The sequence below is a fragment of the Paraburkholderia sp. EG286A genome (genome assembly GCF_040965375.1).
Lineage (GTDB): Bacteria > Pseudomonadota > Gammaproteobacteria > Burkholderiales > Burkholderiaceae > Paraburkholderia.
Genome location: NZ_JBFRCB010000011.1, coordinates 41,902 through 68,653 on the forward strand (window position 1 = coordinate 41,902; position 26,752 = coordinate 68,653).

The following is a 26,752-nucleotide window of genomic DNA, read 5'->3' on the forward strand; positions in this document are numbered from 1 at the left end:
GTTTTTCGTGAACCGGCGAAACGAAGGAGGGCGAACTGAATCTTGACTTCGCGTTCGATCAGGTCACACGGTGTGTCATCATCGTCTGCAGGGCGTCCTGCATTATGCGAAGTATTTTCCCGGCTTGCGGAGACTCACCGGCACGGCCGTATTTGATATGTTCGACCACAGGGTTGTTCAAGGACCGCAAGGGGTTTTCCGTGCATACTGTTCAATTCACATCGGGACAGACATGGATTCCCGCAAGTACCTTGGTGTCAACAGAACAAGCCAAACGTATCCCTGATTTTGTAACAAGGCGCTTGCCCAGTATGCGAATGGTCGCATCGGCGCCGACCTCGTGCGGCGAGGATTCCTGATCGGTATGGGGGCGACCATGCTGGGTGCCGTCCTGCCGGAATTCGTGCGGGCGCAGGGCGCGAGTCCCGCCGCCACTGCGCCGCAGCCCGTTACGTTTACAAATTTCCGGCCGTTCGACGGCAAGTCTGCCGGGCTGCGCGATGGGATGTATCTCGTCGTCGAAGCAAGCCGCATCTCACAGCTCGGGCAAGGCCAGCCACCTGCTGCAAGCACGTACCGCACAATTCGATTGCGGCGGCAAGGTGATCATGCCTGGGTTGGTCGAGATGCATTGGCATGCCATGCTCGCCTCACTGCCGATCCAGACGATCATGCAGGCCGATCTTGGCCTGGTCTATCTTGCTGCGAGTGCGGAAGCTCAACGCACGCTGCTGCGCGGCTTCACGACGATACGCGACCTGGGCGGCCCGGCGTTTGCGCTGAAGCAGGCTATCGATGCGGGCATGATTTCTGGCCCTCGCATCTATCCGTCCGGTGCGATGATCACGACTACCGGCGGTCATGGCGATTTTCGACCGCTCACGACCATCCCTCGTACCACGGGCCAGGTCAGTGAGCAGGAGAGGGCTGGCGCGAATGCGATCGCCGATTCGGCGGACGACGTGCGCTTACGCGTGCGCGAGCAGTTCCTGCAGGGCGCAACGCAGATCAAGATTGTGGGGGCCGGCGGCGTATCCACGCCGCGCAGTCCGCTCGACATGCTGACCTTTACCGGGCCTCAACTGCGAGCAGCCGTCGAAACTGCGGGCGACTGGGGGATCTATGTGGCCGTTCATGCGTCCACGCCAGTTGCCGTGAAGCGAGCCGTGTCGGCAGGCGCGCAATGCATCGAACATGGCCATCTGATCGATGAACACACCGCCGAGTTGATGGCGAAGAACGGAATATGGTTGAATACGCAACCATTCGTGAACGAGGACGATGTCGGACCGCTAACGGGACCGATCCTCGACAAGTTCCGGGAAGTCATCGTGGGGACCGACAACATGTACAGGCTCGCACGCAAGCACGAACTCAAGGTGGCGTTCGGGACCGACCTGATCTTCTCGCCGGCCGTGGCAGCGCGCCTGGGTTTGATGATCGGCAATATGGCCCGCTGGTACAGCGGCTCCGAGATTTTGCGGATGGTGACGGGGGGAAACGGGGAGTTGCTTGCACTTTCCGGCGAGCGTAACCCCTATCCCGCCAAACTGGGGGTGCTGGAGCGGGGCGCATGGGCCGATTTGCAGACTGCGGACGCGCAAGCAGGAAGTCCGGGGCTGGAGGAACAATGACCAGCTTCGCTGTCGCGCGAAGCACTAGCCTGATTTTGCCAATACCCCGCACGACTGGTTGCACGGCCTAGCGGCAACGTCGCCAGATTCGGGTCTGGACTCTGGACGTCAGTTAGACGCGGGGAACCGCGTCGGATTGAGGTTGTGTCTCATCCGTTGACTGACAACCTTTCCGTGGTGTGTTTTCCGGCGCTGCGCACGGCGATTCCGGGTTGTCGGTATGCAGCGTGTCGTCGGTTGGTTGTTGAGCGCTTTGTGGGTTTAACGAAGAGCCCCTGATGCGCTGCATCGCCTGTTTATTTGCATGTCGCAAACTCAAGCCTTTCGGACAGGGTATCTGCTTCGGGGTTGAACTATCCTCGTCGAATAGCGGGGACGCAATGATGCGAGCTACCGGGGGGAAACTGCAATGAACGATTTCGGGATCACAACCGGGCCTAACGATTATCTTGTCCTGGCCGTGGCGCTTCGGAGAAGAGTCATTGAATGCCTCCCTGCGGATCGGGGGGCACTGCTTGAAGAAATTACGCGACTCCTGGCGTTCATGGAGCCGGTTGTTTCGGAGGACAAATACTTTGACACCCATGCGGCCCTGGCTCGCCTGCTGATTTCGGAGGACGATCCGATATCCGCTCTGGACCATATGGAGGCTTTGCTCATCAGGTGTGGCGCATTTCGGACACGACCGCCGTGCCTTGAACCGGTCATCGGTGCCAGTCTGGAACAGAATCTCCGATAGGCCCAGCAGGTCCGGGGTTTGCCAGGAGCTTCATCGGGAACCGCCGTACCGTGTATGTCCGACGGACATTGCTTTCGACCGCCCCCACGCGTTATGCCGCCCGATCGGCGCGTGAGCACTCCCGAATCGCAGAGGCTGCATCAGGATTCCCTCTCTCTTCGAGGCGCCGGGCAAGGGCGTCAACAAACGCGGCCAGGTCCCCCGGGCCGTACCGTGACTCAAATTCAGTGAGTATTTCGGTGATCGCCGCCTTGCACGACGCCTGCGTCAGCGTGCTGCCAATATGCGAACTGCCGCGGGCCAGCTCAACGGGATACCGTAACTGGCAACGTAACAGATCCGCGGCCGAAGGTTGGTTCGTTCTGGTTGGCATTTCATTTCTTCCTGGTCCTGGTCAAAATTCTGGTGCGCTCCGATCCGGCCAACTAAATCTGATTCCAGGGAAGAACGGGTGGATCATCCCGGTCGACCCTCGAAACGCGCCGGTTTTCGGCCGGACCTGTGCGCAGGCTTTTCCTGCGGGCGTACCGCGCGTACCGGGCGGATCGGGACCGGGAACCGATGCTCAAGCCGGCACGAACCACTGAGGCGCGTATACGACCACTCGCCGCTCATTCTCCAACGAGGGCCCATTCGATGGTGGGCGCGGACAGTCAATCACACACGCACCGGCCCGCAGGGAAGCAGACTCCGGTTCGAATACTGTAGACGATTAACCAGACAATTGATTGCAGAGCGTCCTGGACTTCATTTGTTGCCGCCACAGACGACCTCGAGCACAGGTCAAGCGACGGCGATATCCACAGAAACTCTAGCTGCAGCGAAATGGCGGTGTAGCCCATGAATCGGGAAACTGACCATGTGCGGGTAGCGGGTATGAGCAGGCAGGGGTGCAGATATTTTCTTCCCGATATCGAATCGTTATTCTGTGTTGAATGGTTGCGTACGCGACATAGCAAGGCCAGTGAATCACCCCATGAGGCAAGGGATTGCCCTCGTTTATCCACAGGGTTGTTCAGTGTTTCTGTGGATAAGCCGCCCGATTGCTGTGTTATCCACTCATCGACGTTTTGTGCTTGCTCGATCATGGCGGCACGACCAGGTGTTACGTACCAAGCCAATCGGCAAGGGTACGATGCGCGAAATCGCGTCGAGCGCCGGCATCACACCGAGGCTGCGGTAGTCGTCGAGCGCGAGATCGCGGTCCCGCACATCGGGATTGCGCCATGAGACAGAACACCGTATGCCCTTTGTCGAGCAGGTAGCGGACCAGCGAGTTGTGCGGTGACAGATCGAGGATGTAGTACTTCATGATTCACGCGGGCAAGAGCAACACGGGTACTGCGGTGACCTGGGGCGTCGTCGGGTGATACTGGATCAGTTCGATCAGGCGATTGCGCAATACGACGCTGCCCGGGGTCGTGGCGACGTCTACGCCGATCCGGAAACGTTTTGCGCCGTCGGGTGGCATGCCCAGCAGCGCGCGTCGCGCGTCGTCGAACGCGTTGCACGCGCCCAGCGCCAGATTGGCGCCAGAAGTGGCAGCCGTGCGCTGCAGGACTTCGGGGTTGGTCGGCACGAAGTTGGTGGGGGCGAGCGTATCGAGGAGCTGGCGCGCGACGAAGGACACGACGTCTTCATGATGGCGGGTGGTTCCGGGCACTTCATGGCTGGCCGAGCTCCACCATTGTTCGGTGAGCAGAAAGGCGTGATGCCAGAGACGGAACGGCTCGATTTGCCAGGCAGGCGCACTGAACCGGTCGTCATCGGATAACGCCGGCGCCAGTGGCGGTCCGCCGGCCAGACTCTGAAGCAGTCGCCGCAGGTTGTTCGCGGCGAGCGAGGCGAGTTCCAGCCGTTTGCCCGGTGCCGCCATCAGGTGGATGTACCAGTCGGTGAAGGCGAGCATGAGCGCCGCAGGCGAAAAGCCGCCGGTCGCGCGCGATCCAGGCCTGTTTCGCATGGTCGCGCGCGCGGAAGGGCCTGGCCGACACGCGGCCAGGCAGCGACTCCCCGGTCATGCGACGCTCCGCAGGCGCTGGCTTCGGTCGGTCACTGGAGCCGGCCATCAGGGCCTCGCCCTCTGCCGCAAAGGGCTTCTGGTCACCTGCGGAAACACGGATCGGTGCAGGTCAGGCCAGCAGCCGCGCTGCGGCCGCTGGCCTGACCTGCACCAGGGCAATGAATCTCCGGCCTGACACCACGGTGAGATTGCCAGACGCTTCGTGTGTCTGCTCTCAAGGGTAACGCGTGGAACGGGGAATGACGCTCCCAGGTGCAATTCCACGCCTGCCCGGGAGGCGCCCCCCTCCAGCGGACATCATGCCGCTTTCGGGCAGGTCGGCGGCTCGCCGCACCGTACGCACCAAAGTGCCGGGCACGGGCTGCCGTAAATGCCTGTGAGACGCTTCGGCCCGTAGATCCTCCTCACCACGACGACACGCTGCATGAGCCGGCACGGATACAGTTCTGCCGGGTAGTCGTCATGTTCGGGTTACCTCTGGTCGGACCAGCCCGATCTGTATTGGATGAGCTGACCGCCGTTGATCGCGAAGGGCATTGGGGCACGAAGCCGGTCTCCTCGCTGCACAGCCAGGCCGTGCGCGTGGCGCATTCCGCGGCATGCCCAGACGCTCCCCGCTGCCGCCCAGCCACGCCGTCACGCTGGCGTTCGTCGGCGAGTGCGCGACGACCACGACCCGACCTGCTTCATCCAACGGCATGCTAATCGCTTCGCCGAGGCCAGTTGCGCCGCTGGCAATGCCGCAATATATTTTTCATGCTGGCTATTCATATTCGCCCCCTCATCCACACGAACCTCCCGCCGGCGCGGCGCTGTCGAGCCTGATCGTACGCGTCGCCGACGATGCGCATTGTCCTTCGGTTGTGAAGGATGAGACAGGTTAAACGCGAAGATTATAAAGGAATGCTAATTATCGGATGTGATCCAGACCGGCAATCATCGCGCTTTCGCCGCGGGTCTCCGGCCTTTCCTCGGGCCGCGCCTCAAGGTTACTTCCCGCGATGTCTGTGCTTGCAGTCCGCAAGCTTGACCATCTCTGACTTTTCATTCGGGCCCGCCTTGATAATATTTCAAGAATAGTGGCAAGAGGCATCAACGACATCGTTTTGAAGGGGCTGCGATGATGCGCCGGGTTATTATTGCGACTCTCCTGGTAATTGCTGGTGCACTATTGGCGACGCTTGTGATTGTGCTTGAGACGGCACCTGGCCCATCTATCAAGACAAATGCGTCAATTCGCCCTGTGGTTGTGGCATAAGTAGTCCGTAGCGCGACGTTGTTTAAACCGGATCCGATGCAGGAACGGGGGGTTGGAAGCCAATTGAGAACATGCTCGTGAGCATGCGCTCGCGCAAAGGTAGCTGCGTGTGCTGCGCACGGCCAGGTGGCCCGGAGGATGTTAAGCCGACACGAGAACGTCGTGTTCACACGTCGGCGGCACGAGGCATGGCTACCCGCCATTACTCGCAGTCGATCATTCGAAGCGCATGGCGTTTTCCAAGTTCCGCCGCTTCCTCTTTCGAGCAGTGATACATCAGGTTTCCGGTGGAAAGCGGAACGCTGCCAGACCACACAGCATCGTCTTTTGAGATGCTCCATCGCGGACCGAACGTTGCGTCTCCTGCGGCGAATGGTGTGAAATCGACGATGTAGCCCTTATAGAAGATGACATGATCGTTCATCTTGCTTACCTCTCCCTGATTTGCAATCTATCACTACATCCGCCCAGAGGCTTTAAAGAATGTTAGAAGTCCGGGTTTGATGACGCAGTGAGCGTCGCCAAATGGAGCAACGGAAATTATAAAGAGGCTCGCTTTAAGGGACAGGAGCGAACCTGCGGGTCGCTGCGGTCTCCTGGCGGATACTCCACACTGCGGCATAATCCTCAAGAAATCGTCAAAAAGGGGGGGGGGATATGCAATGGCACCTAACGCGACCAACCAGGCCCGGCTGGTACTGGATGGAAATCGATGGAGAACTCGAAGTCGTGAAGGTATACAAATATCAGGTTGAGCCTCGTGCCGCTACAGAACTGGAGGTCGCACAGGCGGGCCGTCAGCACACGGCGCCCGTGTCCGATCGAAAATTCACTACCGCTCGATGGTATGGACCGATCATCCCGCCGCGCGAAGTGGAAGGCACTGCGATAGCCAACGATTAGCATCTGGCGATTTCGGGCACGCAGGCCTGATCGGGCAAGGCGAGCCTGTTGGGCAGAAGCATCGATGTCGGCTAGTGCACATGGGCGGGAGCAGGCGGAGCCCGCGGAAGGCTGCCGGGTACGCCACCTTCGATGTGGACCATGTGGCCCTTTCCGCACACTGGGCAGTCACGCAATGACCTGCCGGTGAGCCGCTGGTAACGGTCGCGGTAATCTTCTCCGTTGGCGGGTGATTCGGCGGAGGGCGGCTCGACGCCGAGCAGGTGCCGGCAGCTGGCCAGCCGCTGCGCCCGGTGGCAGTTGGCGAGCCAGCCGTAGCTGCGAATGCGCTTGAAGCCGTCGGGCAGCACGTGCAGCAGGAAGCGGCGGATGAACTCGTCAGCCGCGAGCGTCATGGTCCTGTGCCGGGCCTCGTGCCGGTAGTCCTTCCAGCAGAACTGCACGCCGTTTCCGTCGAAACCCAGCAGCCGGCTATTGGAGAAGGCGACGCGATGGGTATAGCGTCCCAGGTAATCGAGCACATGTTCGGCACCGCCAATGGATGGCTTGGCGTAGACGACCCACTCAGACCTGGCAGCGGGCGCAAGCCAGGCGGCGAATTCCCTGGCATCCCTTAGGAACTCGAGCTGGCCGTGCAGGCGAAGTATGCCAGCGTTAAAAGCGCGGCGCAGCTGCTCGAGGAACAGTCGGCGAAAGAGTCGTGAGACGCACGGGCAGGAAGAAGCCGGGGCGGCAGGCGATCCAGCGTTCACTGTCCGGGGAGATGCCACCACCGGGCACGACACAATGCACGTGCGGGTGGTGCAGCAGATTCTGCCCCCGCGTGTGCAGGTTCGTGATGAAGCCGATCTCGGCGCCCAGGTGCTTCGGGTCGGCAGCGCTGGTGCGCAGCGTCTCAGCGCTGGCGCGAAACAGCATGTCGTAGAGCACCCGTTTGTTCTGGTACGCGAGAGCCGCGATGGGTTCGGGAAGCGTGAAGTCGACATGGAAGTACTCGGTCTCGCGAAGCGGCTCGGCCTGCCGGCGTTCGAGCCATTGTGCGCGTGCGAGCGACTGGCACTTTGGGCAATGTCTATTGCGGCACAAGTCATAGGCGATGCGCTGATGGCCGCATGCGTCGCATCGCTCGACATGCCCGCCGAGCGCGGCAGTCCGACAAAGCTCGATCGCACTCATCACGCGCCGTTGGACACGAGTGAGCCCGTCGGCATGGGTCTGCCGATACTGCGGACCACAGCGGCGAAGTATGTCCGCCAACTCGAGCGCCGGGCGCATCGCCGGCTTCAGAAGTACTCGGGGGCAGGTGGCGGCGGTGGAATGGGTGCGGGGTGCGGCAGCGGATTGAAGGGACTCGCTGTGGCACACACGGTGCTGGTCGCGATTCTCAAGTAGCGCGAAGTAGTCGCGAGGGACCTATGGCCCATGAGCAGTTGGATCCCGCGCACATCGGTCTCGGCTTCGAGCAGATGAGTCGCGAACGCATGCCTCAAGGAATGCGGTGTTATCGGCTTCCGGATGCCACATCGTTGGCGAGCGAGAGCGCAGATTCGCGAGACGGCGCCCCGCGTGACGGGGTGTCCAGGAATATCACCGGAAAACAGCCAGCCGTTGGGGTGAGCGTCTTGCCAGTACGTTCTGAGGATTTCGAGCAGACGCGGCGAGAGCATTACGTAGCGATCCTTGCGGTTCTTGCCCTGGTTCACACGGATAACCATGCGCTTGCTGTCGATGTCCGTGACCTTCAGGCGGACGACTTCCGACACGCGCAGGCCCGCTGCGTACGCATCCATCAGGATGGTCCGATGCTTCAGGCTGAGGATCGAGTCGAAGAAGGGACGGAGAAGCAGGTTCGCATTCCCACCCAAGGCGAGAAACGGGAGCGTGATCTGCGTGAACTGGTCAGAAAAAACTAGCGGCCTGGTGCACTGTTCGTCGACGAGGCGCACGATCTGAACGGCAATACGCTGATTGGCCTTAAGCGTCTGATGGAACTGATCGAGGACGGCGGCGGCAGTCTGTCCCTGATCCTCGCCGGGCATCCGAAGCTGCGCAATGACCTTCGCCGCGCGACGATGGAAGAGATTGGTTACCGCACCGACATTTTCTCGCTCGACGGCATCGCCGGGAGCCAGCGCGAATTCCTGTACTGGCTCTTGGGCGCGTGTGCCGCCGACGGCACCGACATTGAATCGATCCTCACCGAGGAAGCAATCGACCTGCTGGCGTCGAAGCTGCGCACTCCGCTGCAAATCCAGTTGCATCTGACGCTCGCGTTCGAGGCGGGGTATCGGACCGGCGAGAAGCCCGTACCGGCCGCGATGGTCGAATCGATCCTGTCCCGGCAGCTTGACGATCTTGAGCCGACGCTCACGCGGCACGGCTACCGCATCAAGGACCTCGTGGAGCAGTTCGACGCAAAGCCGACCGAGATCAAGGCACTGTTCAGCAACTCGCTGGAACCAGTACGGGCTGCGACCCTGCGCGACAAGATACTGGCGGCCGGACTGCCGATCTGAGGTTCGTCAGTTGCAGATAACGTGAGCACGACGTGGAATGCAAGCACGCCGCGCTGAATGCAAGCACAGTTGCAATTAATCCAAGCACGCGCCTCTGGTCAGTTGCAGTTATTTCGAGCAGAAAACGTGGCTGATTTCAAGCACACGCTCCGTGGATTGTAAGCAAATACACATAACTAGTGGGCCCTGAACAATTCGCTTCGCTCTACGGCGGCGTCATGCCGTCGATAGCTCGACAGTCGGGCGCTTGAGTAGGACAGCAAACATCAAGGCGTAAAAAAGCCGCAGTTTCCTGGGAATCATCCGCAGGTTGTGGCGGGCACCCCTTGGTTTGCCTTTGGGGGTCCGTTCACTTTGGCTACGCTCAGTCGCGTGGGGGAACGCAAAACTGCGCATTCACACTCTTTCGCAGGGGCTGTCGGTGACAGTGCCTGGTGTTGCACCGCTGTGCCGCACTTTCAGGCGGGACCTGCAAGGACAGGTTTCACGTGGTTGCGCCAGTCAGTACATTTGCGATTGCAAAACCCGCCAGCATGGACGATATTGTGCATTTGTGGCGTGCGAGGAGTTCAGGATTGAAACTAGCCCTCATCCGGTTGCGCCGGCAGCCAACCGGCAACGAATAATAAACGATATGGATACGTCCGAATACGTTTACCTCGGTCGCCAGCCGATTCTTGATCGAGACGGCGTGTTGAATGGATTCGAACTGCTGTTCCGCTCGGGGGAACTGAATTTCGCTCACGTCGTCGATGACGTTGAAGCCACCGCGGATGTCATCGCGAGACTCGTCGGTGATATGGGTCTCGACGCTGCGCTGGGTGATCACACCGGTTATGTGAACGTTGACAGGACGGTGCTGATGTCCGACATCGTCCAGGTGTTGCCACCCGAGCGCTTCGTGCTCGAAATCCTAGAAACAGTAACCTTTAATGAAGCACTCTTCGGCCGCTGCCGCGAACTGCGGCGCGAGGGGTTCCGGCTTGCGCTGGATGATGTCGCAGAGGTTTCCCCGCGTCTGACGGAACTGCTGCCGTGCGTGGATATCGTCAAGATCGACTTGCTCGCCTGCCCGCGTGAACGCCTTGACGAACTGGTGGGTGTCGTCCGGCAACACCGCAAGGTATTGGTCGCCGAGAAGGTCGAGACACCCGAAGACCACAACGTCGCCCTGCGCGCCGGCTTCGATCTGTTCCAGGGATACTACTTTGCCAAGCCCCAGGTGCTGGCATCGCGGCGGCAAACGCCATTGCGCGAATCGCTAATGCGTCTGCTGGTGCTGCTGGGCGGCGAACCAGAGATTGTTGAACTTGAGGCCGAACTCAAGCAGCATCCGCGTCTCGTGATGCAACTGCTGCGCCTGCTCAATTCCAGCGCGTTCGGGCTCTCCCAAACGATTTCATCATTGCGTCAGGCGATCATGGTGGTTGGCACCCGGCAGATCATGCGCTGGACGCACTTGCTGCTCTTCGCCGACGGCCATCTCCGCACATTACGCTCCGATCCCCTGGCGCAGCTATGTGGCACGCGCGCGCGATTCATGGAACTCGCGGCGGGCCGGCTGCAGCCCGGTGACGAACGGTTCGCCGATGCTGCTTTCATCACCGGCGTTTTCTCGCTGGTTCATGTGCTGTTTGGCAGCACGATCGACGACGTCGCGTCGAAGCTGCCGATTCACGTGGATATCCGGCGGGCGCTGCTCGAACGACACGGTGCGCTGGGCCTGTTATTGAACGCCGCTGAGGCGGTCGAATCGGGGAAGCTCACGGTGATCTGCGCGGCATGCGAAGAACTGCCCGACTTTACCCATCATTATCTGACCGCGCTCGGGCTTGCGGCGGCTGCCTGGTATGACAATCACGTGCGGGGGTATCGCAGTAGTTGAGCGATTCGCTTTCTCTGGCATCCCCTCAGGCCCGCTGATCCCCCAGGAGGTGGGCTTTGCGCTTGCCTGCAGAGTGCACGTTTCACTCGCCACGGCGATTACGCCACCATGTTGCTCACCGGCATGGGATGGCTCGACCGCCGGGTTGAGTACGGCGTGGTGAAGCCGACATTCAGGGCATCGACCTCTTTTGGGCGTCACCGCAGAAAGAATTGAAGCCGGACAGCTCTTCCGCCGATATCACAGGCATCCCGGATACCCACGGCGCACCGATGCCACGCTCCAGATTGAACTCGTCTGCAGCCAAACGCCGCTTCGCTCACGCGATGCCAGCGAGTATGCGCTTGCTTCTGCTCCCCACGGAAGTCACCTGCGCCCTGTTGATCGAGTATCACATGAGGCTGGCGAACCTTCGACAGGGACGCGGCGACGCGCGTCACTTCGAAACGATGGCAGACGTCATCGCCATCACATGTCATCTGCTTGCGGCGGGGTACGTCGAGGCGTGCCCGGAGGGCATGGCCGAGGTCCAGGACGCGTTGGTCCGTTGTCACCGGAGCGCGGAAGTCACCGGAGTCTGGGCCGTAGACTCGGTCACGTTCGACCTCCTGGCTGACCTCCTGACGCTGAATGAGCGGCAGATGCGCAGCGCTCCATTTCATGTCGTCGAGACAGTGAACAAGCGGATGCTCGAGGCCGCCAGGGCGGCATCGTCAGCGGGGCGGCCGGATAGCCTTCCGGCTGAACGAGATGTCGTCGCGGGGCCGCCTGCGACCCGATCCGCATCCCGCTGCTTTTCCGGTCTCCGTCGCTGCCGGCCACGCATCGAATAATCTAGATATACGCGTCACCCGGCTTGTCGCCCAACGCTATCTGGCCGCTTTCGGCGAGGCTGCGCACGACCTGCATGACCTTGTGCTGTTGCGCTTCAATTTCCGAGAGCCGGACGGGGCCGCGTGTTTCCATCTCCTCTGAAAACAGCTCGGCTGCCCGCTGCGACACGTTGGACATGAACCTTTCACGCAGTGAGGGCGGCCCGACCTTGAGCGCGACGACCAGTGTTTCTGAACCCACTTCCTTCAGCAGCAGCCTGACCGCGCGGTCATCAAGTTCGACCAGTTTCTCGAACGTAAACATCCCGTCGATAATCTCCTGCGCGAGACCAGCGTCGTACTCGCGCACGTTCCCGATTACCGATTCTTCGTGCTGGTCCGACAGGTTGTTGATGATTTCCGCGGCCGCGCGGCCGCCCCCGATCGCCGTGCGCTTGGCGTGGCCGCTGCCCGACAGCAGCTCGGTCAGCGCATCGTCGAGCTCGCGCAGGGCGGTCGGCTGGATGCCGTCGAGCGTGGCGATGCGCAGCAGCACGTCGTTGCGCGTACGTTCGGTGAAGGATTGGAGCACGCCGGAAGCCTGATCCGGGTCCAGGTGCACGAGGATCGTGGCGATGATTTGCGGCTGTTCGTTCTTGATCAGTTCCGCGACGGCCGGGGCATCCATCCACTTCAGCCCTCGATGCCGGTGATGCTGTCGCCTAGCAGTATGCGGTCGATGACGCTGCCAGCCTTGTCTTCGCCGAGCGCCCGGGTCAGGACCGACCGGATATAGTCGTTCGAGTCAAGTGACAGCGTGGTTTGCGTCTGCGCCTGTCCGATAAAGTCCTGCAGCACGGTGTTGACGTCGCCGCGCGCAACGTTCTTCAGCGTGGCCATCGCAAAGCTGATCTTTTGTACCTCCCGTGGTGCGAGGAACCGGAAGGCTTCGGCAGCTTCGTTTTCACCGAGCGACATGAGCAGCAGCGCGGCGGCCTTGTTGATTCCCTCGGTGCTCATTGGGTATTCCTTGATCTAAGGACGCTCACAACGGTCTTCCAGCCGGGCGGTCCCGCGGCCGTGCATGGTTCAGTTTTATTGGAGTGTCGGAAACCCGGGCACGAACGACAACGAATTCATGCGCCGCCCCCCCGCTGGCGGGTGATGCACAGGTCGATGCAGTCGTAGGCCTCGCGCCCCAGCCTGCCCACTTCGCGCCACACCGCAGACGGGAACTTCTGATGCCTTGCGTAAAGTTCAAGAATGTCCTCACACATTTTCGCCAGCTGGCGAAACGCGGTAATCGCATCTGTGTCGCGGGCGGCGGTCTGCTGGTCGAGGACCGCCTTCGCCCCACGGGTGCCTCGAGCCAGCGCGCGCCATTGCGCTTCGTGAACTTCCAGCCCGTATCCGCCGAGTTGTGCGGCGGCACTTGAAACGATGTAGAGGTCCCTGAGTGCCGTGATCAACTCTGACGGAGTGGCGACAGGAGTGTTGCTGCAGGGCGGTTGGGTGTGCATCGTCAGCGTGCCGTCGACAGGTTTGGAGGAACCCGGGCCGCGGTCCCGGACGCTGTTCCTGGCGAAGCAACGCAACGCACCGGTAGATGTACAACACACCGGAAGTTGGCTGAGCGGCGGAAATCAGATATCAGCATGGTACTCGCGAGGTGTGGATCGTGGCGGCGCACGTGCGGGCGCGACCGGCCGCCCGTCTGACGAGGTTGCGGCGGACATCCCGCGTGATCAATGCGGCTGGCCACGATGACCAGGGTTTTCAGCGAACGCAATCCTCACCTGCGAGGAGCGCTAACTCAAAGACTTCCCGGCGCCGTTACTACTGCGCCGGACTGTATTCCGCCGGGGTGCGGAGCAGGTCGAGCAGCGCGCATAACCGTTGCCGATCCTGCGGCGACAGCCTGGGACGTCCCAGCAGACCCTCGATCTGCGATATCCAGTATTCGCGGCGGATAAGCTGAGGATGACGAACCAGCGCGTTCAGCGCCTTCTCCAGTTGCCCGATCTCTGTCTTCACGAAGTCCACGTGCACCTCCTTCGACCACCTGAAACCCGGTATGTCACCTGGTCACCAGCCGTGTCCGGGTCGACACCGCGCCCGGAACACAACGTGACTACTCCCATCACCCGGCGTGACCACCGTAACGGCCCGGTCCTCGCCATGGCAGGACGCGTTGCAGGCTGGCGGTCGCCAGGAACCGGTTCGGCGCGAGCATGCCTGCCATCGCAGGGAGCCAGCGCCGAGAGAAGCCAGCCGATACCGACATGGCCCGCCCGTGCGAACATCTCGCGCGCTCAGCCCGATTCCGCAGCGGCCCATCGCGACCAGCCACTTTGTCCGTCGGCGAACGTCAGGCATTCGACGCGAAGACAGGGGTCTGCTGCACGGGCGTCCGTACAAATATCGCCAACATCACGCCTGAAATGCAGCTTGCCCTCCTGCAAAAGGTTTAGCGGTGACTGGTCGTCAGGGTGCGCACGTTTGCGGTCCCACCGGTTCAGGAGCGTGGCCGCAATCTCGGCGTCGAACATGGTCTTTCCTCAGCGCGCTGCCAGGGATGTCGGGGCACAGCAGTTTACAGCCTGTTCCACCGCCGCGATCGGTTGCCAGCGATCCGCCGGGGGAACGTCAGGACGGGCGGAACCTGCGTGCCCGGATTGCCGGCAACCTGCACGGCGATCGTCCGATGCACCTGGCGCAACAACCGCGCGTCGAGTCCCTCGATCGATGTCAGACGCACCAAGCCCGGGAGCAGCCACAGCCACAGTTTCCGGGCAAACGTTTGCTCTCTCATGCCAGCGCCAACGCCACGGTCCTGTTGGAACAAGTATGTATTACGGCTTCTCATCCCAATATCTTTAGCGGGGTAATCCTGGCAGGAGCCTGGCCGCGCGGTAATGTCGCTCGCAAGTCAGGTGAACGACAAGACAGGCGCTGTAAATGCTGTCGCCGATCTGCTTCCCGTATGCACGGAACAACATGCCGGGAAAGCCAACGCTCAACGGAGCGGCGTTGGGTGCGAGTCTGGTCCGTAACCGCTCCGGCTTCGACATCTCGCGCGGAACGCGAAGCGTCTGTTTCGCCTTCGGCGCTGGAGAACCCGGCGGCAGTCGGCCATCTGCCTCGAACGCGCAGGTGCGTGCTACCAGTGGAAAGCGAAGAGCCATATCAGCACGGCAAGGCCAGCCAGCACAACGAGCCAGCTCAGGATGAGCTTAAGCGTTATCGACATCGACCGGCTCCGCAGCTACCGGGTGGCGAGGACGTTCGGCCATACGCGGGTCGCCGGCTTCGAGGCGAAATGCCGCGACGACATGCGCCAGTCCGCCGGCCTGTACGCTGAGTGACTGAGCTGCAGCGGCCGCCTGCTCAACGAGCGCCGCATTCTGTTGCGTCACTGAATCCATCTGGGCGATCGCCTTGCCAACCTGCTGGATGCCGGTACTCTGTTCGTTCGAGGCGGCCGCGATCTCGTGGACGATCGAATCGACCCGCTTCACCGCATCAACAATCTCCCGGATGGCCGTTCCCGTTTCGGACACCAGCGCGGAGCCGCTGTCGACGCGGGCCACCGATTCCTGGACGTGGCGTTGAGGATGAGAAAAATAGCTTGATTAAGTGCTTCGAATGCTTCCATAAGTGGCTTTCGTCGTGAGGATAATGACAGGTCAGCGGTTGCGCTTCGCCAGGCGTGGCGCGAAGCGGCACATCACGAGCGGAACGACAGCCAGCGCCGCTCCTGCGAAGAACGTCATCGGCGCGCCGTGATGGTCCCATAGCCAGCCAGCGATGACGCTCGCAAGCAGCATGCAGACGCCGCTCGCGAGGTTGAAAACGCCGAAGGCACTGCCGCGCAGCGTCTTGGGCGCAGTTTCGGCTACCATCGCTGCGAGAATGCCTTGTGTGAAGCCCATGTGCAGGCCCCACAGGGCGACGCCGATGAGCATCGTGACAATCGACGCGCTCGCGCCCAGTACCAGATCCGCCGCGATCAGGAGCACGATTCCACCTGCCAGCAGAATCCGGCGGTCGAGGCGATCTGACAGTACGCCCGCGGGATACGCGGAAAGCGAATAGGCAAGGCTCATGACCACCATCACGCCGGGAATCCACGCGATGTCTAACCCTGTCTGCTGGGCGCGCAGGACAAGGAACGCCTCGCTGAAGCGTGTAAGCGTAAAGGCGGCGCCGATCGCGACCACGAACCAGTAGCGCCCGGGAAACGCTCGCAGTGCGCGCCAGTGCAGCGGGGACCGGAAGCGGCGGGACGCGCTTTCATCAGCCGGCTCTCTGATGCCGAACAGGATCAACCCAACCGCGATAAAGGCCGGTACGACCGCGAACCACAGGACGGTGCGTATGTGACCGGAGAACCAGAACATCAGGACGATTGCAGCAAGCGGCCCGGCGAATGCCCCAATCGTATCCATCGACTGCCTCAGTCCAAAGCAGGCGCCACGGATCTCAGGTGGTGCGGCATCCGCGACGAGGGCGTCACGCGGCGCACCGCGAATCCCTTTGCCGACGCGATCGATGAGTCGCGCAGCTGCGACAATCCCGGGCGTACCAGCCAGCGGGAAAAGCGGCTTCGAAAGCGCGGCCAGCCCGTAGCCGAGCAACAGCAGCGCCTTGCGTTTGCCAAGCCAGTCACTGACCGGGCCCGAAAAAATCTTGACAATCATCGCGGTGGCTTCGGCTGCCCCTTCCAGCCAGCCGAGCGCCGTCACGCTCATGCCCATCGTGGTGACGAGAAAGATGGGCAGCAATGCATGAATCAGCTCGGACGAAAGATCCATGAAGAGGCTGACGAAGCCAAGCATCAGGACTGCACGAGGGATCGGAATGCGGTTGGCGGTAGGGGTATCAGGCAGCATCGTTCGTCTAAGGAGCGGGAAGAAAGTTTGTGTGCCATCGTTCAGCTGGCCGTTACGATGCCCGGGCAGGTGCGCGTCGCTGGATTCATTCAGGAGTTCGACACGACTGCTTCTCGCTCGTTTCGGAGATAGCGGTACTCGTGCCACGTAAGCGCGACAATGACGACGTCCAGTGCCGTGATGAGCAGCAGCCAGACTGAGTGCGTGAATGTGAACCGGTAGACCTGGTAGCCAATGAACAGACCGAAGACAATGATGGAAACGGGAAAGTACCAAAGTTTCTCCCGCAGCAAACCGACGATCAACCACAGCTTGATCACACCGTGTCCGAGCAGGTAGATTGCTGCGAATTTCTGGGTATCGACAGACAGGTGCTGAACGGTATGAAGGGGAAAGTTGGCCACGAGATCGTGCGGGTCTTCGGCGAACTCGTCCTTCGTGACCCAGAGCACAAGTGTCAGAAAAAGCCGATGAGGGACGAACCAGGTGGCTACACCAGCGACGATTTCCGACACCGCAAAAATTGCCTTGAACCACAGGCTCAGTTCAAAAACCAGAAGCAGTTTTTCTTCGTCGAGGAGCTCTTTCAGGGCAATCAATGCAGACTCTCCGCTTTATTTTCACTGCCGACGTCCGTGCGTAGAGCCGGGACCTGTTGCAGGATGGTGTTGATCAGGCTGCCGGGAGTCAATGAAGGTACGGGCTGGATGGCGGAAACCGAAGACAGCCTCGCGGTCTGCCATGCCGCCAGAACGGCCCACAATGCAACGACGGTCAGTGATCCAACGGCGACGATGGCGAGGCCCTTCGGATGGACCTCGTCATGCACATGCCAGAGCCCATAGGCCCCACCGAGGATGGCCAGCCACGCCATTCCAGGCGCCCAGCCGCCGAGGAGTCCGCTCAGCCAGGCGTTGCCGAGATAGAGATCCGCGAGGCCTCCGGCAACGATCCAGAGCGCGAGCGTCGTTGCGACGGCATTTCGCCAAGGTGCGCTCTGCCTGCGCGTGGCAATCCAGCCCAGCAACCCATAAAGCAGGATGTTGAAGGCCGCCTGGCCATCGGGCAGCGGTGTGTGCGGGGTCCCGGCCTGCCAGTTAGCCGGCAATACTCCGGCCGTTTCCACCCAACCGGACGGCGATAACACGGCTGCCACGCCCAGAGCGATTGCCCACCATGCGGCTGTTTTCCAGCTTCGCCGCAGAATGAACCATCCGGATACTGCGGCTGCCATCACGAAGCCCGGTGTGCGCCCGTTCACCGCCGCAAAGCCCGCCACCAGCGCATTGACCGGCGTTGTATGCAGCGAGCGCAGGAAGCTGTAGAGCGCAGTGTCAACCTGCATCAACGGATCGTTGGCAACGACATCCTGCAGGACGCCTCCGAAGAGCCATACGCTGGCGAGAAAGAGCAAGGCGAATGCGCAGATCGCAGGAAACTCAGGGGCGTCGACCTTGATGCAGCGCTGCAGGCTGTCTGCGAACCTGGGAAAACGGCGCATCAGAACGAGCATCCCGTGCAGCGCGGCGTGCTTGAGAAGCGGTATGCCTCTTGTGATCGCGAGCCGGACGACGAAGTAAAGCAGAATGGGCAGGAGCATCATCGCGAAGGCCGCGCGTGGGCTGATCGATCCAGCCACCCTGGCCGCCGCGCCAACGATCATTCCAGGCCCGAGACTCAACGGAGCCCAGACCAGTGCGGACACAAGGTTGATTGACCAGAACTTCAGTCGCCCCATGCGCGCGGAACCAACCAGCAGGGTCACAATCGGGCGCACCGGTGCACAAAGACGGGCGCGCACCTGGCTCCAGACGCCGTGGCGCTCGACGAACCGCTCGCCGCTGGCCCAGCTGTCGCCGTGACCGCTCGCCGTGATCCACGGCCCGACGTCGGCGTGATAGCGCCGACCCAGTTCGTAGGCCAGTCCGTCGCCTGCGATGGCGCCCAGTATCGCGGACGCGACGCTCAGCCAGACGTTGAGCACACCTGCACCAATGAGTGCACCCGCGACAAACATGACGACGCTCGCCAGCACGGGCCAGGGGTGGTCGCTGATCGGTATGAGCCAGGTATGCACGAAACTTGCCTCCTTACCGGTGCATGGCATGCGGGTCGTGGCTCGCCGGTACCCGGACCCGGGTTGCCTCGCCGTGTCGCAAACGTGCGACGACCGCGGCCGGGTCGCGCTCAGGAAGCGCCGGCATCGCGGGCTGCCCGATCACCGGCCGCCTCCCGCTTCGCCGTGTGCCGCAGACGGCCCGGGCTCGGGGAGTTCGTCGGGCGTGAAACGCCCGTACCGTAGCGCGAGTGTGGGCAGCACGATCAGATTCAGCGCGGTCGAGGTGATGAGCCCGCCAAGAATGACGATCGCCATCGGCCCTTCGATTTCGTTGCCCGGCGCGCCACTCGTCGCAGCGAGCGGCGCCAGCGCGAGCGCAGTGACCAATGCAGTCATGAGGATCGGCACCAGCCGTTCCGAGGCGCCACGCACGGCGGTGTTCATGTCCCAGGCCAGGCCGTCGGCATACACCAGATGCTCGTAGTGGCTGATCAGCATGATCGAATTGCGCAGCGAAATGCCGAGCAGCGTGACGAAGCCCACCATGCTGCCCAGTGACAGATTCCCGCCGCTGAGGATCACGCCCAGGACGCCGCCCACCAGCGCGAACGGGAGGTTGATCAGCACCAGCAGCACGGCACGCCGGTTCTTCAACGCCATGAACAGCAGCAATGCGATGCCCACCAGCGCAATCCCGCCGTACGCGAGCAGATCTCGCTGCGACTGCGCGCGCGCTTCGCTCTCGCCGCTGAAAACGGCATAGGTACCCGACGGCATCCTGATCTCGCGATTCACACGCGCCTGTGCTTCCTTCACGAAGTCGCTGACCGGCCGGCTGCCGAGATTGACCGATACCGTCTGCACGCGCTGGCCGCCGTCGTGCGTGATCTGGTAGCGGCCGGCGATCTGCCGGATCGTCGCGAGCGTGGAGAGCGGCACGGCAAAGCCGTCGGCGTTGCGCACCATGAGCTTGCCCACGTCGCCGATCGACCTGCGCTGTGCCGGGTCGAGCACGACGGCGACGTCGTAGGTGCGGCTGCCCTCGTAAATCTGCGAGATGGTCACGCCGGCATAGGCGGCCTGGATCGCATCGAGCACTTCGACGGGGCGAAAGCCCCAGCGGCTCAGTGCGTCGGGATTGAGCCTCACATCGAGCTCGGGAATGCCGGGGGGCGAATCCACCCGCACGCTGGCAACGCCGTGGATCGTACCGATGAGCTGTGCAATTTGCTGCGCCGTGCGATCGATGACGTCGAGATTATTGTCGAAGACATTCACCACCACGGGGGCTGTCGTTCCCGAAATGGTTTCGTCGATGCGTTCCTCGAGAAACGTGTTGACCGAGGTGGAGAGGCCTGGAAAGCGCGCCAGCGCCTGGCGAATCCGGTAGAGCGCCCAGCTCTGGCCCGACGCGCCCATCGGCTTCAAGTCGACTTCGAATTCCGAGAGCTGCACGCCGGTCGGGTCGACCACGCCGTTCGCGCGGCCGGCACGCTGCGCCACGAGCCGCACGCCCGGCACCTGCAGCAGCGCCTGCGAGACCCGGGTGCCGATGCGCATCGATTCGGCAAGCGAGGTGCCTGGCGCGAGCCCCATGTGAACGGTGTAATGGCCTTCGCGCAGTTGCGGAATGAAACTCCCGCTCATGAAGGGCAGGGACGCGAGCGCCGCGGCGCACATCACCGCGACGATGACCATGATCCCCTTCACGTGCTGTTCGACCTTTGTCAGCAGCGCAATGTAACGCGCCTTGAGGCGACCGATCAAGCGTGGCTCGCGTTCGGGCAACGGACCCTTGGCCAGCAGCGCGAGCGCCATCGCGGGCGTGAGCGTGAGCGCGACGCCCAGCGACGCGAGCACGGCGAGAATGTAGGCGATGCCCAGCGGGGCGAAGAGCCGTCCACCGATACCCGAGAGCGTGAGCACGGGCAGGAAGATCAGCATTACGATGAAGGTGGCGAAGACCACGGCACTGCGCACTTCGAGCGAGGCGCGCAGCACGACGCGAAAGGCGGGAAGCGGCTGGGCCAGCATGCGGTTCTCACGCAGGCGGCGGTAGATGTTCTCGACGTCGATGATCGCGTCGTCGACCACTTCGCCCAGGGCGATGGCGAGGCCGCCCAGGGTCATCGTGTTGAGGCTGACCCCGAACGACGTGAGTACGATGATCGCGACCAGCAGCGACATGGGAATCGCCACGGCAGAGATTACAGCGGTGCGCACGTTGAGCAGAAACAGGAACAGCACCGCAACGACCAGCAAGGCGCCGACGACGAGCGCCATGCGCAGGTGGCCGACAGAGGCTTCGATGAAGTTGGCGGGCCGGAAGACGTTCGCGTTCACGTCCACGCCCTGACGCGCGAGCACCGGCGCAAGCCCGGCGAGCGTCTTTTCGATGTCGCGCGTCACGGCCATCGTGTTGGTCCCGTACTGGCTTTCCATTACGACCATCACGCCGGGCTTGCCCATGATCGATGCCGCGCCAACGGCAGGTGCATTACCCCAGGTCACGCTGGCAACGTCGCCAAGGCGCACGGCTGCGCCGTTGCTGGAACGCAGCACAACACCCGCGAGTTTGGGTGGCGTCGCGATCTGGCCATCGGCGTTCACGGCAATGCGCTGATTGCTGTTCTCGATGAACCCGGCGCCGCGCACGCCTGTGGCCTGGCGCGCCGCGGCAATCACATCCTGGACCGACAGGCCGTGACGCATCAGCCTGGCGGGATCGACCTGGATCTGCATCTGGCGCGTCTGACCGCCGAACACGATTACATCGGCCACGCCTCGCGTACCCAGCAACGGCGGTTTGACGGTCCACTGCGCGATGTCGTAGAGGTCCGCAAGCGAGCGCGTCTTCGACGTCAGGCCGATGGTGCGCACGACGCTCGTCGTCGTGGTGAGCGGCAGGAGCTGGGGCGCCGTGACGCCCGCCGGCAGCGCACCCGCAAGCGCGCTGATGCGCTCGGTGACGAGTTGCCGGACCTGCATCACGTTCGCGTGGTCGTCGAAGACGAGCGTGACCGAGGAGAGGCCCTGCATGGACCGCGAGCGGATCGACTGCAGGCCGGTCATGCCGCCAAGGGCATTTTCAACCGGCTGGGTCACGAGGGTCTCCACCTGTTCGCTCGTCATGCCCGGCGCGGCCGTCTGCACGATGCTCATCGGCGGTGCGAACTCGGGAAAGACGTCGAGCCTGGCGCGCGTGAGGGAAAAGAGCCCGTAGCCAGCCACCATGACGGCCAGCGAGAAGATGACGCCGCGAAAGCGCAGCGAAAAGCGGATGATTGCGTCAAGCATGGGGCGGTGTGTGGCGTTGTTCCGGGCGGGGCATGCGAGCTCAGTCGCGGGATCAGTCGTCACACTCGGGCGGATCCTTGCACGCGGTGCCGATGCCTTGTGGCTTGATCTCTTCGGAGAGCAGCAATTGCGCGCCCTGGGTCACGATCTGGTCGCCGGCCTGGAAGCCCGCCGTCACGATGAAACCGTGATCGTCCTCACTGGCCGCCGGCACGGAACGCCGCGTGAAGCGGTCGTGCGCCGTGCGCACGTATGCCCAGGTCTGGCCGCCGTACCACACCACCGCCTGCTCCGGGATCAGCAATCCGGAGACGGCCTCGCTCGATGTCGGCACGCGCGCGCTCGTGCGCAGGTTCGCGGGCAGCGCGGTGCCGGCGACGTACAGCCATGGCGTGCCCTGTATGGCTGGATCGGCGACGGGCGAGGCGGAAAGCCTCTGGGCGGGCACCGTGGAGCCGCTGGGTGTATCGACCGCAATACTCTCGGGCGGCGTCCTGCCGAAGCTGGATGGCAACGTCACACGCAGCACAACCGACTGACCCGCCTGGAGACGCTGGAACAACGTCGAGGCCGGTGTCGCTGCCGCGTTCGCGAGTGCCTCGCCGAACTGCTGCCGCATCGTGCCATCAAGACCATTCAGTGTGACCCGGGCGGATTGCAGTTTGGCCGCATCGCCCTGCATCGTCGCCTGCGCGGCCTGGAGCGTCTTCTGCGAAACATTGCGGTCGTCGGCGAAGAGCGTACGGCTGCCCTCGTACTGCGTGCGTGAACTGGCTGCCTGTGCGGCGAACGTGTCGACGTCGGCGCGTGCGCTGGCGAGACGGTTGCGCAGATCGAAGAGCGGTTGCAGATCGATGACCATGGCATCCGCGCGGATGCCGGACTGGCTCGTGACGGCCGCGAGCGGCGCGACTTCGATGTGGCCGGCGCGCTGCGCGTCGGGGCTCACGACCACGACCGTCTCGCCGTGGACCGTTTGCACAGCGGCCTGCGGCGCAGACGGTGCTGCGGTGGCTGTCGACGCACCGGAGTCGTCGAACGCCTGGTTGATGATGTACCAGCCAGCGCCGGCGCAGAGGGCCAGCGAAAGAACGCTAAGGAGGATCAGCCGGTATTTCATCGTGTTGTTCCCCCGCTGAGGGTGGGGCTTGTTGTCTCGTGGACAAGGGGTACCTGCATCGCGTCTTCGAGTGCGCTGGCGGCCTGCTGGACGGCGACTTCTGCGTCGAGATGGACGGTCTCGCTCGTTTGATAGTCGGCTTTCGCCTGCGTGTAGGTCAGCCGGTCCGCATTGCCGCTCGCGAATGCAGCCGCCTGGCTGTCGAGCTGCCGACGGGCGCTCGCCAGATGGGCGTCGGAGATCTGCAGCGCCTCGCCGCTCGCCTGGTAGCGCGCCAGTGCGTGTGCGAGGTCGCCGATGATCCTGTCCTGCAGCGCGCCGGTGCGAACCGCTGCTTCCTTGCGCTTCGCCTCGGCCTGTTCGATGCCCCCCTGGTTCTGGTCGAAGATCGGCAACGTGATGCCGGCCAGTCCAAAGCCGATCTTGTTGGTGCCGGTGTCGTAGGTGTAGCCGGGACCGAGATGGATGTCCGGATACTGTTTCGCGACCTCGAGTTGAAGCGCCGATTCGGCCGCGGCGTAGTCGGCCAGCGAGGCGCGCAGATCGGCACGATGAAAGATCGCTGCGCGCTGCGCATCGGCTGCGGGTGGCGCAGGGGGAACCGTGCCAAAGGCGCTCAGGTCGAGTGTGACGCCGTCGAACGCAGTGACCGGCACGCCGATGGCGGCGGCCAGTTGGGCGCGCGCGTCTTCTTCTGCACTTCGCGCGGACGCAAGGTCGCTCTGGGCCTGGGTGTCGGCAAGCACCGCTGCATCGACATCGGGCTGCGAATACTGGCCGACTGCGAGACGGTGGCGGCTCATGGTCGTGATCTGCCGCTGGGCATCGGCCTTCGTGGACAGGAAGGCGATGCGCGTACGGGCGGCGTACAGGGCGAGCATGGCGTCCCTGACCTGCGCACTGACCGTCCATGCTGCGGTGATGAGGTTCAGCCGCGCAGCTTCAGAAAGGTGGCTCGCCTGGTCGACGCGATAGCCGCGCTTGTGCGCGGTCTCGATGGGAATATCGAGCGAAGGCCCCCAGGTGAAGGGCGCCCCGGGCCCTGGGTTGGGCGTGTTGAACTGGAACGGCAACTGCAGGACAGGGTTGGGAATCGCGTTGGCGACATCGATGCCGGCCTTGGCCGTGCCCCATTGCGCACGGGCCAGGTCGAGGGCGGGGCTGTAGTAGAAGGCCGCCAGGGTAAGCAGCTCGCGGTTCCAGGCGGCCGGCGGCCACGGGCTGACTTCATGGCCAGCTTCACGTGCGATCCAGGCATGCAGTTCCTCGCTTGCAAGCGAGCGCTGCTCGAATTGCCGGGCAAGCTGGTCAGGGGCGATCGGGTGGGGATGATAGGTGGTACAGCCGGCCACGCCGGTCAATACGATGAAGACAATCGACAACGCGCGGCGCATTCTGGCATTCCGTCCCGGACGATGTACCGCCCACGCGGGCGGCTTTCGGGTTGGAGGCTACGCCAGCGGTTGTGAAGTTTTCGTCAAGAGCCCACCCGATCCGGGGGAGACGGGCTCAGGTCCGGCTCACAGCCGGCAGCCGAAGCGACACGCTGGTTCCCTTGCCGGGCTCACTGCCAATCTCGATTGACCACCCGTAGCGCTCGCACAGCTTCCTGACGATAGACAGGCCGATCCCGACCCCAGGCGTCGGGGTATCGGGCGATGGTGCCTGGTAGAACCGGTCAAAGACATGCGGGATCGCATGCGCCGGAATGCCGGGTCCGGTGTCCTCGATGTAAAGCCAGCCGTTGGCGTAGCGAAAGTGCAGCTTTCCGTGGTCGGTATGCCGTACGGCATTGTCGATCAGGTTGGATAGCACGATCGCAAGCGCAGGGCGGTTCGCCACGACACGAAGTTCGCCGTCGATATCATTCACCGACTCGAGTCCTTTTTGCTCGAGCCGGGCGGCAAACGGTGCCAACGCGGTTTCGATCATCTTCGCGACGGCCACCGGCTCGACCTCGCGCGCCGAGTCCTCCCGCGCAAGCATGAGCAGCGCGTTGGCAAGTTCGCGCATGTTGTCTGCTGCCCGCTCGATCTGCTGCAGACGGGCGCGCGATTTGCCCTGGATCGCCGTATCCTGCTCGAGCAGTTCGCAGCTCGTCTTGATGGTCGTGAGCGGCGTGCGCAGCTCGTGGCTGACGTTGCCTGTGAACTCCTTTTCGCGCGCCATCATGTCGGCCATGCGCTGGTGGTAGTCGTTGAACGCCTCCACGAGTCCGGCGAGTTCGGTTTCGTCGTATTTGCCTGGATGGATCGCAGCCGATTCACCCAGCCGCAGTGTCTTGACCTGCCGGGCGAGTCCCGCGACCTGCCGCACCAGCAGTCCGGAAAGACCAAAGGACAGCCAGATCGTCAGCAGTGCAAAGATGCCGGTGCCGCCCATCAGGGCGTTGATGACTTCCTTGAAATGCTTTTCGTAGATATTGAAGTTATAGACCCGGTACAGGCGTGCCGTGCCCATGGACGCAATGGCGACGTGGATCTCCCGGTCGTCGACAATGATTTCGTGCGTACCGAAAGGCAAAGTCCTGACAGTTTCGGGCAGGGCAATGGGCACGCGGTCCGCACTCGAAACATAGCCATTCAGTCGTACGTCGAACGGTGGCAGCAGCGCGGGATTGGCCTGGTAGCTCTTGAGCACACTCGCCATGTCGTCGCGGATGAGCGCCGCGATCAGCCGCTCTTCCTGCGCTTCGGCCAGTGCTCGCACGCCCAGCGCCTGGGCGACCAGCAGTGCAATGGTCAGCACCGAAAAGACCAGCGCAACCTTGAATCGCAGGCTATTTCGCATCATCACCACTCGCCACGAGCCGGTAACCGACGCCATGCAGCGTTTCGATCACATCGGCTTCACCGGGCCCGCACAGCGCCCGGCGCAGCGTATAGATGTGCGTGCGCAGCGTGTCGCTGTCCGGCAGCTGTTCTCCCCAGACTTCGGACTCGAGCTCGGCGCGGGTGAAGGTGCGATGGGGCGACTGCATCAGGATACGCAGCAGCTGTAGACATTTGGGCGGTAGCTTGACCGGGCGTCCGGCGCGTTCGACGGTCATCGTCGACAGGTCGAGGCGCACATCCGCAAACCGCAGATCCATGGTGGCGACCCGGCCGCGATAGCGCTTGATCATGGCGCCAAGCCGTGCGCCCACTTCCTTCAGGGAAAACGGTTTGACCAGGTAATCATCGGCGCCGTGCACGAATCCCGCGAGCTTGTCATCAAGCGCGTCGCGCGCGGTCAGCATCAGCACGGGTGTATCGCGGGCCGCCTCTTCCCGTAGCCTGCGACATAGTGTGAGTCCATCCATGCCCGGCAGTGACAGATCGAGCAAAATGGCGTCCCATGAGTCGGCGAGTGCCATCTGCAGCCCCGTGTTGCCGTTGGCGGCTACATCGACGACATAGCCGCTTGTTTCGAGATAGTCGTACAGGTTCGCGGCGATCGTGGAGTCGTCTTCGACGATGAGCACCTTCATAGACATCCGTTTATCACCTCGGGTAGCAGGAAGGGTGATGCTACCGCAGTTCTTTCATGCATCGCGGCTGCGTAAGTCGCGATTGGCTCGTGACTCTCTTTCGCCGTCTCGGCGACTCGCACGGAGCGAAGCGATGGGGCCGCGC

At 62.6% G+C, this 26,752-nt stretch carries 18 protein-coding genes and 4 pseudogenes; 4 read left to right on the forward strand and 18 right to left on the reverse strand.

From position 1 onward, the window contains the following. The first annotated feature begins 500 nt into the window (after positions 1-500). The gene (locus AB4Y35_RS36545) at positions 501-1,634 is read left to right on the forward strand and encodes an amidohydrolase family protein (RefSeq protein WP_368708255.1); all 1,134 of its coding nucleotides are present in this window, start codon (positions 501-503) and stop codon (positions 1,632-1,634) included. A gap of 1,867 nt (positions 1,635-3,501) precedes the next feature. Here the strand turns inward: AB4Y35_RS36545 and AB4Y35_RS36550 are convergent. The 4 genes and pseudogenes from AB4Y35_RS36550 to AB4Y35_RS36565 form a co-directional block, all read right to left on the reverse strand. After that, positions 3,502-4,355: pseudogene (locus AB4Y35_RS36550) on the reverse strand (PHA/PHB synthase family protein); the annotation flags it as partial. A 1,501-nt stretch (positions 4,356-5,856) separates the two neighbouring features. Next, complete coding sequence (locus AB4Y35_RS36555) at positions 5,857-6,078, reverse strand: hypothetical protein (protein WP_368708256.1); 222 nt, start codon at positions 6,076-6,078, stop codon at positions 5,857-5,859. Positions 6,079-6,628: 550 nt separating this feature from the next. Continuing rightward, a pseudogene (locus AB4Y35_RS36560) lies at positions 6,629-7,832 on the reverse strand (IS91 family transposase). Between the two features lie 8 nt (positions 7,833-7,840). Then, positions 7,841-8,596 carry a tyrosine-type recombinase/integrase gene (locus AB4Y35_RS36565; RefSeq protein WP_368708257.1) on the reverse strand — a complete coding sequence of 252 codons (756 nt, stop codon included), beginning with the start codon at positions 8,594-8,596 and terminating at the stop codon, positions 7,841-7,843. Here AB4Y35_RS36565 and AB4Y35_RS36570 point away from each other — a divergent pair. The 3 genes from AB4Y35_RS36570 (at position 8,543) to AB4Y35_RS36580 (ending at position 11,791) form a co-directional block, all read left to right on the forward strand. Then, positions 8,543-9,073, forward strand: coding sequence for a hypothetical protein (locus tag AB4Y35_RS36570; RefSeq protein WP_368708258.1), 531 nt, complete (start codon positions 8,543-8,545; stop codon positions 9,071-9,073). The two genes, AB4Y35_RS36565 and AB4Y35_RS36570, sit on opposite strands and share 54 nt — an antisense overlap. A 634-nt stretch (positions 9,074-9,707) precedes the next feature. After that, positions 9,708-10,958, forward strand: a complete 1,251-nt coding sequence (locus AB4Y35_RS36575) for an EAL and HDOD domain-containing protein (protein ID WP_368708259.1) — start codon at positions 9,708-9,710, stop codon at positions 10,956-10,958. Between the two features lie 395 nt (positions 10,959-11,353). Next, on the forward strand, positions 11,354-11,791 hold the full coding sequence (locus AB4Y35_RS36580; protein ID WP_368708260.1) for a hypothetical protein: 438 nt from the start codon (positions 11,354-11,356) through the stop codon (positions 11,789-11,791). A 1-nt stretch (position 11,792) separates the two neighbouring features. Here the strand turns inward: AB4Y35_RS36580 and fliG are convergent. From fliG to AB4Y35_RS36650, 14 genes and pseudogenes are all read right to left on the reverse strand, one after another. Further along, positions 11,793-12,790, reverse strand: a pseudogene (gene fliG / locus AB4Y35_RS36585) (flagellar motor switch protein FliG). Positions 12,791-12,906: 116 nt separating this feature from the next. After that, entirely contained in the window at positions 12,907-13,290 is a 384-nt protein-coding gene (locus tag AB4Y35_RS36590; RefSeq protein WP_368708261.1) for a hypothetical protein, read from the reverse strand. Positions 13,291-13,606: 316 nt separating this feature from the next. Continuing rightward, positions 13,607-13,813: a hypothetical protein gene (locus tag AB4Y35_RS36595; RefSeq protein ID WP_368708262.1), complete on the reverse strand. Its 207-nt coding sequence runs from the start codon at positions 13,811-13,813 to the stop codon at positions 13,607-13,609. A gap of 269 nt (positions 13,814-14,082) precedes the next feature. Beyond that, entirely contained in the window at positions 14,083-14,319 is a 237-nt protein-coding gene (locus AB4Y35_RS36600) for a hypothetical protein (RefSeq protein WP_368708263.1), read from the reverse strand. Between the two features lie 44 nt (positions 14,320-14,363). Then, the gene (locus AB4Y35_RS36605; RefSeq protein ID WP_368708264.1) at positions 14,364-14,582 is read right to left on the reverse strand and encodes a hypothetical protein; all 219 of its coding nucleotides are present in this window, start codon (positions 14,580-14,582) and stop codon (positions 14,364-14,366) included. A 421-nt stretch (positions 14,583-15,003) separates the two neighbouring features. Further along, positions 15,004-15,366: pseudogene (locus tag AB4Y35_RS36610) on the reverse strand (methyl-accepting chemotaxis protein); the annotation flags it as partial. 90 nt (positions 15,367-15,456) lie between these two features. After that, the gene (locus tag AB4Y35_RS36615) at positions 15,457-16,662 is read right to left on the reverse strand and encodes an MFS transporter (RefSeq protein ID WP_368708265.1); all 1,206 of its coding nucleotides are present in this window, start codon (positions 16,660-16,662) and stop codon (positions 15,457-15,459) included. 89 nt (positions 16,663-16,751) lie between these two features. Then, positions 16,752-17,261 carry a DUF2127 domain-containing protein gene (locus AB4Y35_RS36620; RefSeq protein WP_368708266.1) on the reverse strand — a complete coding sequence of 170 codons (510 nt, stop codon included), beginning with the start codon at positions 17,259-17,261 and terminating at the stop codon, positions 16,752-16,754. After that, positions 17,258-18,739 carry a cytochrome O ubiquinol oxidase gene (locus tag AB4Y35_RS36625; RefSeq protein WP_368708267.1) on the reverse strand — a complete coding sequence of 494 codons (1,482 nt, stop codon included), beginning with the start codon at positions 18,737-18,739 and terminating at the stop codon, positions 17,258-17,260. The genes AB4Y35_RS36620 and AB4Y35_RS36625 overlap by 4 nt, the downstream gene beginning before the upstream one ends. Before the next feature lie 141 nt (positions 18,740-18,880). Beyond that, positions 18,881-22,018 carry an efflux RND transporter permease subunit gene (locus AB4Y35_RS36630; RefSeq protein WP_368708268.1) on the reverse strand — a complete coding sequence of 1,046 codons (3,138 nt, stop codon included), beginning with the start codon at positions 22,016-22,018 and terminating at the stop codon, positions 18,881-18,883. A 52-nt stretch (positions 22,019-22,070) separates the two neighbouring features. Continuing rightward, on the reverse strand, positions 22,071-23,138 hold the full coding sequence (locus AB4Y35_RS36635) for an efflux RND transporter periplasmic adaptor subunit (RefSeq protein WP_368708269.1): 1,068 nt from the start codon (positions 23,136-23,138) through the stop codon (positions 22,071-22,073). After that, a complete protein-coding gene (locus AB4Y35_RS36640; protein WP_368708270.1) occupies positions 23,135-24,532 on the reverse strand; it encodes a TolC family protein in 1,398 nt (465 codons plus the stop codon). The genes AB4Y35_RS36635 and AB4Y35_RS36640 overlap by 4 nt, the downstream gene beginning before the upstream one ends. 115 nt (positions 24,533-24,647) lie before the next feature. Further along, positions 24,648-25,928 carry a sensor histidine kinase gene (locus tag AB4Y35_RS36645; RefSeq protein WP_368708386.1) on the reverse strand — a complete coding sequence of 427 codons (1,281 nt, stop codon included), beginning with the start codon at positions 25,926-25,928 and terminating at the stop codon, positions 24,648-24,650. Continuing rightward, on the reverse strand, positions 25,918-26,607 hold the full coding sequence (locus AB4Y35_RS36650) for a response regulator transcription factor (RefSeq protein WP_368708271.1): 690 nt from the start codon (positions 26,605-26,607) through the stop codon (positions 25,918-25,920). Before AB4Y35_RS36650 ends, AB4Y35_RS36645 begins: the two co-directional genes overlap by 11 nt. Positions 26,608-26,752 lie beyond the last annotated feature (145 nt).